Genomic DNA, 13,143 nt, shown 5'->3' on the forward strand with positions numbered 1-13,143 from the left:
CAGGGACAATAACTCCAGAAAGGTGGGAAAACATATGACTCATATCGCCAGAAAATTTCTAGCGACGGCTCTCGTCAGCACGGTATTGAGCTTCTCCGCACATGCCGCGACCCTCAATATCCACAATGGCGGCGACCCGACTTCGCTCGACCCGCAAAAGATTTCCGGCGATTGGGAAAACCGCATCGACGGCGATATTTTCGAAGGTCTGGTGACTGAGGATCCCAAGGACAACCCCATTCCGGGCCAGGCTGCGAGCTGGACCATTTCCCCTGATCAGAAGGTCTATACCTTCAAGCTGCGCGACGGCATCAAGTGGTCCGACGGCCACCCGGTCACCGCCCAGGATTTCGTCTTTGCGTTTCAGCGCCTGATGGATCCGAAGACTGCCGCCCAGTACGCCTACCTGCAATACACGATCAAGAACGCGGAAAAGATCAACAAGGGCGAGATCAAGGATCTGACCCAGCTCGGCGTCAAGGCAATCGACGACAAGACGCTGGAAATCACGCTCGAGAACCCGACGCCTTACTTCCTCAACGCCTTGATGCACTACACGGCCTATCCGCTGCCAAAGCATGTCGTCGAGGCCAAGGGCGACCAATGGGTCAAGATCGAGAACATCGTCACCAATGGCGCCTATAAGCCGGTGGAGTGGGTGCCGGGCTCGCATGTCGCCAACGTCAAGAACGATCAGTATTATGACGCCAAGGACGTGAAGATCGACAAGGTGAACTTCTACACGCTGGAAGATCAGGCGGCCGCGCTGAAGCGCTATCGCGCCGGCGAATTCGATGTCGTCACCTCGTTCCCCGCTGATCAGTATGAATGGCTCCAGAAGAACCTTCCCGGCCAGGCGCATGTCGTGCCGTTCCTTGGCACCTATTATTACGTCCTGAACGCCACCAAGCCGCCCTTCAACGACAAGCGCGTTCGTCAGGCTCTCTCCATGGCCGTCAATCGCGAGGTCATCGGTCCGAAGATCCTCGGTACCGGCGAGTTGCCGATGTATTCCTGGGTACCGCCGGGTACGGCCAATTACGGCGAGCCGGCCTATGTGAGCTGGAAGGATGAGCCTTACAAGCAGAAGGTCGAAGAGGCCAAGAAGCTGCTGAAGGAAGCAGGCTTCGGCCCCGATCATCCGCTGAAAGCACAGCTTCGCTACAACACCAACGACAACCACAAGCGCATTGCAGTCGCGATCGCTGCCATGTGGAAGCCGCTCGGCGTCGATGTTGAACTCTACAACACCGAAACCAAGGTGCACTACGATGGAATGAAGCGCGGCGAAGTGGAGATCGGTCGTGCCGGCTGGCTCGCCGACTACAACGACCCGATCAACTTCCTCAGCCTGCTCTCGACCGGCGTCGACATGAATTACGGCCGCTGGAGCAATCCGAAATACGATGCACTGATCACTCAGGGCAATGAGCAGACCGATCTGAAGAAGCGCGCCGAGATCTACAAGCAGGCCGAACAACTGGCCCTTGACGATAGCGCCGCGATCCCGATCTACTACTACGTTTCCCAGAACATCGTCGCCCCGAAGGTCCAGGGCTTCGTCGACAACATTCAAGACATCCACCGCACGCGCTGGCTGTCGATCAAAGAATAATTGGGAACAGCCTCCCTCCCGGGCAAAAGCGGGAGGGAGGCGTCTAAAATCATGTTTGGCTATGCTCTCCGTCGTCTGCTGTCGACAATCCCAGTCATGTGGATTGCCGTAACAGTATGCTTTTTCATTTTGCGTCTCGCTCCCGGCGGCCCCTTCGATGGCGAAAGGCCATTGCCGCCGGAAGTCAAAGCCAACCTCGCGGCTCACTACAATCTCGATAAGCCCCTGGTTGAGCAATACCTGATCTATGTCGGCGATGTCATGAAGGGCGACCTTGGCCCCTCTTTCGCCAATCAGGATTTCACCGTCACCCAACAGATCATGTCCGGCTTTCCCTATACGCTGACCATCGGCGGCTCTGCCTTCGTGCTCGCAACCATCGTCGGCGTGTTCATAGGCTGTCTCGGGGCGCTCTACCAAAACCGCGCGGCCGACTATTGGCTGGGTGGCGGGCTCCTCATCGGCTTAGTGATGCCGAGCTTCCTGATCGCGCCGATCCTTCAGCTCGTCTTCGGCAACACGCTCGGCTGGCTGCCGGTCGGCGGCTGGGGCGACGGCTCGATCCGGTTCCTGATCCTGCCCATCATCGTCCTGACACTCCCACATGCGGCCCGCATCTCGCGTCTGATGCGCGGTTCGATGATCGAGGTGATGGGCCAGAACTTCATCCGCACCGCCAAGGCCAAGGGTATCGGCCCACGGCTCACCGTGATGCGGCACGCATTGAAACCAGCCATGATGCCGGTCGTCTCCTATCTTGGACCGGCGGCAAGCTATCTGCTCACCGGTTCGCTGGTCGTCGAAAGCATTTTCGGCCTCCCCGGCGTCGGCCGCTACTTCGTCGGCGCGGCGCTGAACCGTGACTACGGCATGGTCCTCGGCACGGTCATTTTCTACATGGTCCTGATCGTGGTCCTCAATCTGCTGGTCGACATCGCCTATGCCTGGCTCGACCCGAAAGTGAGAATGCGATGATCCTCAATTCCGCCAAGAGAGAACTGCTGGAAGCAGAATTGCTTTCGGCAGAAGGGCTTGCACCCAAAGGACGGTCCCTGACCGGCGATGCGATGCGTCGCCTCCTGCGCAACAAGGCCGCCGCACTTTCGCTGATCGTGCTGGCGTCATTGGTGCTGATCGCTATTTTCGGCCCCAGCTTCCTTCCCTTCAACTATGAGGATCCTGACTGGACGTCCTTCCGTGGCGCTCCGGACTTCGCTGCCGGCCACTACTTCGGCACCGACGGCAACGGTCGTGACCTGCTGGCGCGCACGCTCTACGGCACCCGCGTCTCGCTCACCGTCGCGCTCGTAGCAACGCTCGTCTCGGTGGTTATCGGCGTGTTGTACGGCGCTGTCGCCGGCTATTTCGGCGGTCGTATCGATGCCGTCATGATGCGCTTCGTCGATATCATGTACGCCTTGCCCTACGTCCTGTTCGTCATCCTGCTGATGGTGATCTTCGGCCGTAACGTCTATCTGCTGTTCGCAGCGATCGGCGCGCTCGAATGGTTGACCATGGCCCGCATCGTGCGCGGCCAGACCTTGTCGATCAAGCAGCGGGAATTCATCGAAGCTGCGCGAGCGTCCGGACAAAGGTCGTTCAAGATCATCCTGAAGCACATCGTGCCGAACCTCGTCGGTCCGGTGGTCATTTATGCGACGCTGACCATTCCGGAAATCATCGCCACGGAAAGCTTCCTTTCCTATCTCGGCTTCGGCGTACAGGAGCCGCTGACATCGCTCGGCACGCTGATTGCGGAAGGCTCGGCCGGCATGGAGACGACACCCTGGCTACTGCTCTTCCCGGCCGGATTCCTGGTCGCGCTGCTGATGAGCCTGCTCTTCATCGGCGACGGTCTGCGCGACGCTTTCGATCCGAAGGATCGCTGACATGACAGACACACTTCTCGAACTCAAAGACTACTCCATCACCTTCCGTACGCCGGAAGGCGAAGTGGCGGCGGTCTCAAAGATGAACCTCAAGATCGGCCGTGGCGAGCGTATTGCCGTGGTCGGCGAATCCGGTTCCGGCAAAAGCCAGACCTTCCTCGGCCTGATGGGCCTGCTCGCCAAGAACGGCCGCACCAGCGGCCAGGCGCTGCTCGACGGCAAGGACCTGTTGACGCTGAAACCGCGCGAACTCGACCATGTCCGCGGCAAGGACATGGCCATGGTCTTCCAGGACCCGATGACGGCGCTTAATCCGTCCCTGCGCATATCGCGACAGCTGACGGAGCAGCTCGAGGTTCATGGTGGCCTTACGGCACGCGCGGCGTCATCGGCTGCGCTGGATATGTTGAAGCGTGTCGGCATTCCTGACCCGACGCGCCGCTTCAACCTCTACCCGCACGAACTCTCGGGCGGCATGCGCCAGCGCATCGTCATCGCCATGGCGTTGCTCACCAAACCGAAGCTTCTCATTGCCGACGAGCCGACCACTGCGCTCGACGTGACGATCCAGGCGCAAATCCTCGATCTTTTCAACGAGCTGACGGCGGAAATGCACACGGCGCTTGTCATGATCACCCATGACCTCGGCGTCGTGGCCGGTCTCGCCGACCGCGTCGCCGTCATGTATGCGGGCCGCATCGTTGAGGAAGCCCCGGTCGAGGAACTGTTTGAGGATCCGGCGCACCCCTACACGGCGGCGCTGCACGCCTCGATCCCCCGCCCTGATCAGGATGTCGACGATCTCGCCGTCATCCCCGGCCGACCGCCGAACCTGATGCACCTGCCGCGCGGCTGCGCCTTCTCGCCGCGCTGTGCCCATGTGGAGGACGACTGCCTCGACGCGGCGCCGCCGCTAAGCCAGCTCGCGGCACGTCGCTGCGCAGCTTGCTTCCACCCCCTTTCGGCTGATCAGGAACGGAGCCTCGTCCATGGCTGAACAAACGCTTCTGAAGGTCGAACATCTGACCACCGAATTCGAACTACCGTCGAAATCCTTCTTCAAGCCGCCATTGGTTCTGACGGCGGTCAACGACGTCAGCTTCGAGCTGAAGACCGGCCGCACGCTCGGCATCGTCGGCGAGTCCGGTTGCGGCAAGTCCACGCTCGGCCGCTCCATCCTGCGGCTGATCAAGGCGCAGAAAGGCCGCATCCTCTGGCAGGGCAGCAACCTTCTGGATCTCACTGAGGAGGAGATGCGTGCCGCACGTCGCGACATGCAGATCATCTTCCAGGACCCGATCGCCTCGCTCGATCCGCGTATGACCGTCGGCGACATCATCGCCGAGCCGCTTACCGTCTTCGAACCGAAACTGACCCGCGCACAGCGGCAGGATCGTGTCCGCGAGATCATGTCGGCAGTTGGTCTCGTTCCCGAGATGATCAACCGCTACCCGCATGAGTTCTCGGGCGGGCAGGCGCAGCGTATCGGCATTGCGCGGGCGGTCATCACCCGGCCGAAGCTCATCATCTGCGACGAGCCGGTCTCCGCGCTCGATGTCTCGATCCAGGGCCAGGTCATCACGCTTCTGCGCCGCCTGCGCAAGGAGTTCGGCCTGACGCTGATCTTCATCAGCCACGACCTTTCGGTCGTGCGCCTGATCTCCGACGATGTGCTCGTGCTCTATCTCGGCAAGGTCGTGGAAGCCGGCGATGCCGCGACGGTCTTCGACCATCCGGCTCATCCCTATACCCAGGCATTGTTCTCTGCGGCCCCTATCCCGGACCCGAAGCTGGCACGGAACCGCGAGCGCATCCGCCTGCAGGGAGATCCGCCTTCGCCGCTCAACCCACCACCGGGCTGCGTCTTCTCGCCCCGCTGCTGGAAGGCGACGGATATCTGCCGCACGAAGATGCCGCCGACCCAGCAGGTGCGCCCCGGCCAGACGGCGGCCTGCTACCATATGGATAGGCCGTAGAGCAATTCCAGGAAAAGCGCACAGCTGTTTCCGTCCGAAATTGCGAAAGACAAAAGAGATAGAGCGGTTCAGGGAATCCGTGAGAAGGTGAACCGCTCTAGGGCTTCAAAAGTGGGCGGCGACGACTGCCGCCCACCTTGCCCAAGCAGCTGCTTGCGCGTATGCAGCAGCAAGGCAAAGTGCAGGAGGAAGACTTGGGCGGACGTTTCCTATCGATCGGCGAATGCATGGTGGAACTGTCGCAGGCCAATGACGGCCATCTGCGCAAGGGCTTTGCCGGCGACACCTTCAATACCGCCTGGTATGCCCGCGCCTGCCTGCCCGCCGACTGGTCGATCGACTATTTCACCGCGCTTGGCGACGACGCCATGTCCAATGAGATGGCAAGCTTCATGAGCTCGGCCGGCATCGGCACGGCAAGCATCCGCCGCCTTCGCGGCAAGACGCCCGGCCTCTATATGATCAATCTGAAGAATGGCGAGCGCTCCTTCAGCTATTGGCGCGACAGCTCTGCCGCCCGTCAGCTCGCAGCCGACGGCGACGCGTTGCGCGCGGCGATCGAAGCCTCAGACGTGCTTTATTTTTCGGGCATCACCCTGGCGATCCTGCCGCGCGAGGATGCCTATACGCTGCTGGCCGAACTTCGCCGTGCCAAGGCGGTCGGCAAGCTCGTCGCCTTCGATCCCAATCTGCGCCCTCGCCTGTGGTCCAGCCTCGACGCGATGCATACCCTGATCGCCGACGGCGCCCGCGCCTCGACCCTTGTCATGCCGAGTTTCGATGACGAGGCTGCGCATTTCGGCGACGATTCCATCTCCAGCACCATCCGTCGCTACCACCAGTACGGAGCCAATATGGTCGTCGTCAAGAACGGCCCCGAAGGCGCGACGATCGGATCTGGCGCAGACGAAACGCTTGTCCCCGCCGTCAAGGTGAACAAGGTCGTCGACACCACCAGCGCCGGCGACAGCTTCAACGGCGGATTTCTCGCCCACTATCTGCAACATGGCGATCCGCTCGCCGCCGCCGCTTTTGCCGCCGAAATCGCCGCGAAAGTCATTCAGGAACACGGCGCGCTCGTCTCGCCCAAGAAGCTGAAGATCGCCTGATCGGCACTGTAATAATTCCATCATGGACACCCCCCACAATAGAGCGGGCGCGGGAATCATGTTTGAAGCACCGCAATCGCTGGCACCGTCATCATGAGGATGCGGTGCGGATGGGCTGTTTTGGGCATGTTGCAACGCTTGTCGGACATCGAAGACAATATTTGGGCGCAGGCGGCGACGCCTATCGCGATACCGGAGCGGTTGCTCATCGTCAGCGATGCATGGCATCCGCAGGTCAACGGCGTCGTCCGCTCCATCGAGAACACCAATCGTGAGCTGATACGCCGGGGCGTGGAAGTGTCCATGATCACGCCGGACGGTTTCCGCAACATTCCCTGCCCGACTTATCCGGAAATCCGGCTTTCGATCGCCTCCTATCGCAAGGTGGCAGCCAAGATCGAGGCGGCGCGCCCGACTTATATCCATATAGCCACGGAAGGCCCCCTTGGGCTCACTGCGCGCCGCTGGTGCATCCGAAACGGAATGCCCTTCTCGACCAGCTACCACACACGGTTTCCTGAATATGTCGCAGCGCGCCTGCCCATACCGGAAAGCTGGCTCTATGCCTTCGTCAAATGGTTCCACAATGCCGGCTATGGCTGCATGGTGGCCACTCCCAGCCTCGCCGATGAGCTCAAGCAGAGAGGCATCCGCAATCTGCTCTCCTGGAGCCGCGGCATTGATTCGACACTTTTCCGACCCTACCCTCTGGAAGACAATCCCTTCGGCCTGCCGCGCCCTATCTTCATGACTGTCGGTCGTGTGGCGCTTGAGAAGAATCTGCCGGCTTTCCTCGATCTCGACCTGCCGGGATCAAAAGTCGTCGTTGGCGACGGGCCGGCACGCGCAGAGTTGCAGAAGCTTTACCCGGACGTGCATTTTCTGGGCGCCAAGTTCGGCGAGGAGTTGGCACACGCCTATTCCCAGGCCGACGTCTTCGTCTTTCCGTCGAAGACCGATACGTTCGGCAATGCGATCCTGGAGGCGCTGGCGAGCGGCGTCCCGGTCGCCGCTTATCCTGTTACCGGCCCGGCCGATATTCTTCACGGCAACGCGAAAGCCGGTGTGGTGGATACAGATTTGGCAAAAGCCTGCGTTGCCGCCCTCTCCTGCTCCCGCGAAGCCGCGCGTAGTGTCGCCCTTAACTATTCCTGGGAAGCCGCCACCACGCAATTCATCGGCAATGTCCGCGTTGCCAATCATCGCGGCCGAAAGCAGACGCATGCGGTAAGCCTGTAGCCGGGCAAGACTCGATATTGATTTCTTGACACCTATTTTCTCCAGCTATTGGATAGCAGCGCGCTCAGACGCCGGTGCTGGTTAGAGCATGTCGCGTGACCTGCGATGCCTTCGACACGAAAGTCTCGATGGCATCCGCAGCGTTCAGCCGAGTGGCCGCCGAAAATTGGCTCTCCCAAAAAGCGCAAGAAACCCGTAGCCGCCGCACGCTTTTTGGCGTACAATTATTTATCGCACGATTTAGATAATCTCCTAGGGAGTATTGGAAATGGCGGACGACCCGCTGAAATTGGACACCTTCATCTGCTTCGCCCTCTATTCGGCGAACCATGCGATGAATCGACTGTACAAACCCATGCTCGACGCATTGAATCTGACCTACCCGCAATATCTCGTCATGGTGACGCTGTGGGAGGAGGACGGACAGACCGTGGGCGGTATTGGCGAAAAGCTCTTCCTTGAATCGAGCACTCTGACACCGCTGCTGAAGCGCCTGGAAGCGGCAGGATTCATCCAGCGCATCCGCAGCAAGGAAGACGAGCGTCAGGTGCTGATCCATCTGACCGGCGAAGGCGTGGCCCTAAAGAAGAAGGCCGCAAGCATTCCCGCCTGCATTCTCGATGCCTCGGACCATACCGTCGAGGAACTGACGCGATTGAAGGCGGAGATCACCACATTGCGCGCTGCATTGAGCAAGAACGCGGCCTGATCAAACCCGCCCTTGGGCGGGGGAGTGCATCAGGTCCGCTTCTTCTTGTTCTCGAAGGGATTTTCCGACGAACGGAAATGGATGCGGATCGGCACGCCGGGTATGGAGAAATCTGCGCGCAGGCCGTTGATCAGATAGCGTACATAGGAATCCGGCAGGGCGTCAGAGCGCGTGCAGGAAATCATGAAGGCCGGAGGCCGCGCCTTCACCTGCGTCATATACTTGAGCTTGATGCGGCGGCCGGAAACGGCCGGTGGCGGATGCTGGACCTGCTGCGTTTCGAGCCAACGGTTGAGGCGCGCGGTCGACACGCGCTTGTTCCAGACCTTGTCGGTATCGACGATCGCCTGCATCAGGCGGTCGAGCCCCTCGCCGGTCTGCCCGGCAATCGGTATGGCGCGGATGCCGCGCGCCTGCGGCAAGAGCCGGTCGGTCTTCTCGCGCAAATCGGCAAGCACGGCTTGACGGTCCTCGATCATGTCCCACTTGTTGAAGGCGAGCACGGCGGCGCGGCCTTCACGGATTACGAGATCGACGATCTGAAGATCCTGCTTCTCGAAGGGAATGGTCGCATCGAAGACGATGACGACGGTTTCGGCGAAGCGGATGGCACGCAGCGCATCGGCAACGGAGAGCTTCTCGAGCTTTTCCGTGACCTTCGCCTTGCGACGCATGCCGGCGGTGTCGAACATCTTTATGGTGCGCCCGCGCCAGCTCCAGTCCACGGAGATCGAATCGCGCGTGATCCCGGCTTCGGGGCCAGTCAGCAGCCTGTCCTCACCGAGGAAGCGATTGATGAGCGTCGACTTGCCGGCATTCGGGCGACCGACGATGGCGACGCGCAGCGGCCGCGTGTCGTCATAGGCGGGTTCTTCGTCGGTCTCCTCGCCATCTTCGCCGGCAGCGGGACGCGGGATGGAAACATTGATCTCCGCCTCGTCGTCCGCCTCCGGGAAGGCGCGTTCATGGCCGATCGCGTCGATGATCGCGTCGCGCAGATCCATCATGCCCTGGCCGTGCTCGGCCGAAATCGGGCAAGGCTCGCCAAGGCCGAGCGTATAAGCATCGTAGAAGCCGCTATCGGAACCGCGCGCCTCGGACTTATTGGCGACGAGTACGACGGGCCGACCGTGCTTGCGCAACATTTCGGCCAGCGTCTTGTCGACATGGGTCAGCCCCGTCTTGGCATCGACGACGAACAGCGTCAGATCGGCCTCGTCGATCGCCGCTTCCGTCTGGGCGCGCATGCGGCCCTGAAGGGATTCATCCTGGGCCTCTTCAAGACCGGCCGTATCGACGATGCGGAAGCGAAGATCGATCAGCTTGGCGTCGCCGGGGCGGCGGTCACGTGTGACGCCCGGCGTATCGTCGACGAGCGCCAGCTTCTTGCCAACCAGACGGTTGAACAGCGTAGACTTGCCGACATTCGGGCGACCGACGATCGCGACCGTGAAGCTCATTTGGCGATCCTTCAGCCTTTTGCGACCGGAGCCTTGCCGGATGCGGTGATGAGATCAAGCAGCATCTGCGCACGATTGGCGACATTGCGCGGGCTCTGCGGATCGTCGACGATCGCCTGGAACCACTGCCGGGCCTTGGCGAAATCGCCGGCCTTGTAGGCGGCAAGACCCAGAACGTCACGCGCCGAATGGCGGAAAGCATTCGCCGGCACGGCCAGTTCCTGGGCTTCGGCCGCAACCTGATCATAAGTGCCGGTATCGACGAGCATGTAAGCTGCGCGCAGGCGTGCCGCGTCGCGAACGACGACCGGAACATCCGTCTGCTTGCCGACGGCGGAGAAGACGGCAATCGCACCGGCCTTGTCACCCTTCTGCGCCTGCAGCGTGGCCGCGCGCAGACGTGCAAGCAAAGGATAGGAACCCGGGCCGCTCTTTTCGATCGTGCCCAACGCGGCAAGCGCATCATCCGTCTTGCCCTGATCGGCCAGCGTCAAGGCAGCGAGGAACTGATCGCCACCGGCACCGGCCTGGTTTCCTGACCAATAGCGATAGCCGCTAAAGGCTGCCGTACCGAGAACGATGAGCACGGCTCCCCCAATGATGAGCCGGCCAAAACGGCGCCATACGAACCGCAACTGGTCCGAACGCAGTTCCTCGTTCACCTCACGGATGAAGCTGTCGTCATTGAATGCCATTCTCGTCTCCGGCCCAGGCCAAATAGTTCCAAAAAGCTTAGAGCATGACGCCGAAAATCGTCAGCGGTTTTCGGGCGACATTATACTCTATCTCTTAAATTCCAGAGCGGATCCAGATTTCTGGTCGATGCGACCTGAAATCATCCGGCTCTAGCGTCAGTGGGGCCTTCTACTCCATTTTGCGGCCGTTGTAAGGGGGAATGGCAGAAATCGTCACATAACCAGCGGCGAAACCCCGATAATCCACGCATGAAGCTTCCAAATGATCAGGGCCCAGGCGACGGCGCCGATAACGATCGCATAGAGATCGTATGTCGCCGAAACGAACGGACGCAGGGTGATCTCGCCGGCGCGCTCACGCCGCTTCAGCGAAATGCGCAGGATCACGCCCCAGGCGAGAAAGGCCGCAAAGAGCAGGATAGCAGCGCGATCGCCATTCGACAGAAGGTGCGCCAGCGCCCAGATTTTCACCGAAAGCACCATCGGATGCTTCGTTCTGACCGCGATGTGCCCCGCCGGAAGCAGCGAGGCAGCCAGACAGATCAGCGCAAACAGCATCAGCAGAATGGTGATGTGGCTCATCCAGAACGGCGGTGACCAGATCGGCGTCATGTCCCGTGCCTGTCCAAAGCCGTAGATCAGGACGACCAGCGCGACGATGCTTACGATCGAATAGGCGATCTTCCAGCCGGCTTCGCCGAGGCCTACGATCAAAGAGGTTCGAAATCCGGGTGCGACAACGCGGATCAAATGGATGCCAAGAAAAAGAACAATACCGAGAACGAGCAATGACATGGATGAAATCCCCTACGTGTAGCAATATCCTTATCGGCAGCCGCAAGAAATTGCCAGCTTCACCGCAGCTTCGCCGCATTTGCGCGAAAGGAAGGAAACGACCCCGGGGCGTGCCGTCCAAGATCGCCGGATGATCTTTGGCAAGGCATGCTCGATCAAGCAATATCGGTGCCCATGTTTCGCTTAACTTCCTGCCTCTCACTTGCGTTTTCCCTCGCCCTGCCTGCCATCGCCCAGGCCGATGAAAAACCCAAGCAACTTGTCATGATTTCCTTCGACGGCGCGCATGACAATGCGCTCTGGACCAAGAGCCGCGAGATCGCTTCGCGCAACGGCGCGCATTTCACCTATTTCCTGTCCTGCACTTTCCTGATGAACAAGGCGCAAGCCAAGGCCTATCAGGGGCCGATGCAACGCGCTGGCAAGTCCAATGTCGGCTTCGCCAAGAGCGAAGACGATGTGCGCACCCGCATCGCCAATATATGGGGCGCCCATCTGGAAGGACACGATATTTCCAGCCACGCTTGCGGCCATTTCGACGGCAAAGGCTGGAGCGCGGGCGACTGGAAACAGGAGTTCGTGAACGCCCGCACAGCCCTTCGTGATGCCTGGAAGAATGTCGGCGTGGCCGACAAGGAGCCGCAGGGCTGGGAAGATTTCGCCACGCATGACGTCAAGGGCTTTCGCGCCCCCTACCTTTCCGTCAGCGACGGCCTGATGCCGGCAGAAATGGAGATGGGCTTCCAGTATGATGCAAGCCTGGTGACGAAGGGGCCCGCCCTGCCACAAATGGTCGACGGCATCTATCGCTTCGGCCTGCCATTGATCCCCGAAGGCCCCGAGCATCGCCAGGTCATTGGCATGGACTACAATCTCTATGTCCGCCATTCCAAGGGCGCCGAGGACAAGGCCAACGCCAAGACCTATGAAGACCGCACCTTCGACGCCTTCGAAGCGGCCTTCGACAAGCAATATGACGGCGAGCGCATTCCACTGCAGCTCGGCTTCCATTTCGTCGAGATGAATGACGGCGCCTATTGGCGTGCGCTCGACCGCTTCGTCAGCGATGTCTGCCACAAGCAGGATGTCGCCTGCGTCAGCTATTCCGAAGCTATCCCGCTAATCGCCGCCCGAGGCAAGCCTCAGCAGGGGTGAGGAGCGGTCCGGCAAAGCCGGAGCAATCGACCCAGTGGGTCGATTGCAGCGACGAACGCCCTGAGCCAAAGCGAAGGGCCGGTGGTGCGGCCAGCACTGGTTTCTCGGTTACCCTAAAAGCTCAGAGATCCCCGGCTTCCCTGCCGTTGCCGTGATAAAAAGGCTCCGTTTCCGGAGCCTCAGACTGCTGACAAACCTCTGGCTTTGGCCGGAGGTTTTTGATTCTCATGTCCGTTTTCAAGAGTTTGGGCATAGGTTTTTCGCGTCGCCTTTTTCAGCGTCGACGAGGGACAAATATGCTGCCTATTGCAGGACGCGGCGGCATTGAGACGACGGTTGATCAGACTCTGATGCGCGGGTTGAATACCGCAGGACCGTGGTTCGTCTCGGGCCTTCCTCTGTCTCACATGGCGCGTGTTGCCGTTTCAGGCTCGCAGAATCACAACGAGGGTTGCCCTGACCGGCCGCCACGCCCAACAATAAGCAGCGTGATGGAATTAA

General features: G+C 60.4%; 13 protein-coding genes. 10 read left to right on the top strand and 3 right to left on the bottom strand.

Translation table 11 applies throughout. The features are described 5' to 3' along the window. Positions 1–34 precede the first annotated feature (34 nt). The 8 genes from GA0061102_RS22655 (at position 35) to GA0061102_RS22690 (ending at position 8,537) form a co-directional block, all read left to right on the top strand. Positions 35–1,615 carry a peptide ABC transporter substrate-binding protein gene (locus GA0061102_RS22655; RefSeq protein ID WP_092853446.1) on the top strand — a complete coding sequence of 527 codons (1,581 nt, stop codon included), beginning with the start codon at positions 35–37 and terminating at the stop codon, positions 1,613–1,615. Positions 1,616–1,666: 51 nt separating this feature from the next. Further along, the gene (locus GA0061102_RS22660) at positions 1,667–2,590 is read left to right on the top strand and encodes an ABC transporter permease subunit (protein ID WP_092853448.1); all 924 of its coding nucleotides are present in this window, start codon (positions 1,667–1,669) and stop codon (positions 2,588–2,590) included. Beyond that, complete coding sequence (locus tag GA0061102_RS22665) at positions 2,587–3,504, top strand: ABC transporter permease (protein WP_004116680.1); 918 nt, start codon at positions 2,587–2,589, stop codon at positions 3,502–3,504. Before GA0061102_RS22660 ends, GA0061102_RS22665 begins: the two co-directional genes overlap by 4 nt. 1 nt (position 3,505) lies before the next feature. After that, positions 3,506–4,501, top strand: a complete 996-nt coding sequence (locus tag GA0061102_RS22670; protein WP_092853450.1) for an ABC transporter ATP-binding protein — start codon at positions 3,506–3,508, stop codon at positions 4,499–4,501. Then, the gene (locus tag GA0061102_RS22675) at positions 4,494–5,480 is read left to right on the top strand and encodes an ABC transporter ATP-binding protein (RefSeq protein WP_092853452.1); all 987 of its coding nucleotides are present in this window, start codon (positions 4,494–4,496) and stop codon (positions 5,478–5,480) included. The genes GA0061102_RS22670 and GA0061102_RS22675 overlap by 8 nt, the downstream gene beginning before the upstream one ends. Before the next feature lie 194 nt (positions 5,481–5,674). Next, positions 5,675–6,589, top strand: coding sequence for a sugar kinase (locus GA0061102_RS22680; protein WP_092853474.1), 915 nt, complete (start codon positions 5,675–5,677; stop codon positions 6,587–6,589). 126 nt (positions 6,590–6,715) lie between these two features. Next, on the top strand, positions 6,716–7,828 hold the full coding sequence (locus tag GA0061102_RS22685; RefSeq protein ID WP_092853454.1) for a glycosyltransferase family 4 protein: 1,113 nt from the start codon (positions 6,716–6,718) through the stop codon (positions 7,826–7,828). A 268-nt stretch (positions 7,829–8,096) separates the two neighbouring features. Continuing rightward, complete coding sequence (locus tag GA0061102_RS22690) at positions 8,097–8,537, top strand: MarR family winged helix-turn-helix transcriptional regulator (RefSeq protein ID WP_092853456.1); 441 nt, start codon at positions 8,097–8,099, stop codon at positions 8,535–8,537. A gap of 29 nt (positions 8,538–8,566) precedes the next feature. On the opposite strand, the gene der is transcribed toward GA0061102_RS22690, so the two are convergent. The 3 genes from der to GA0061102_RS22705 form a co-directional block, all read right to left on the bottom strand. Beyond that, complete coding sequence (gene der, locus GA0061102_RS22695; RefSeq protein ID WP_092853458.1) at positions 8,567–9,997, bottom strand: ribosome biogenesis GTPase Der; 1,431 nt, start codon at positions 9,995–9,997, stop codon at positions 8,567–8,569. An 11-nt stretch (positions 9,998–10,008) separates the two neighbouring features. Further along, on the bottom strand, positions 10,009–10,692 hold the full coding sequence (locus GA0061102_RS22700; protein ID WP_092853460.1) for a tetratricopeptide repeat protein: 684 nt from the start codon (positions 10,690–10,692) through the stop codon (positions 10,009–10,011). Positions 10,693–10,905: 213 nt separating this feature from the next. Beyond that, the gene (locus GA0061102_RS22705; RefSeq protein ID WP_092853462.1) at positions 10,906–11,487 is read right to left on the bottom strand and encodes an NnrU family protein; all 582 of its coding nucleotides are present in this window, start codon (positions 11,485–11,487) and stop codon (positions 10,906–10,908) included. Positions 11,488–11,661: 174 nt separating this feature from the next. Between GA0061102_RS22705 and GA0061102_RS22710 the strand changes: the two genes are divergently transcribed. Together GA0061102_RS22710 and GA0061102_RS33330 are read left to right on the top strand one after the other, a co-directional pair. Beyond that, positions 11,662–12,642, top strand: a complete 981-nt coding sequence (locus GA0061102_RS22710) for a polysaccharide deacetylase family protein (protein WP_092853476.1) — start codon at positions 11,662–11,664, stop codon at positions 12,640–12,642. A 227-nt stretch (positions 12,643–12,869) separates the two neighbouring features. Further along, on the top strand, positions 12,870–13,143 hold a 274-nt coding region (locus GA0061102_RS33330; RefSeq protein ID WP_208858690.1), incomplete at its 3' end, for a hypothetical protein.

The sequence above is a fragment of the Martinezella miluonensis genome, from assembly GCF_900094545.1.
GTDB classification, from domain to species: domain Bacteria; phylum Pseudomonadota; class Alphaproteobacteria; order Rhizobiales; family Rhizobiaceae; genus Rhizobium; species Rhizobium miluonense.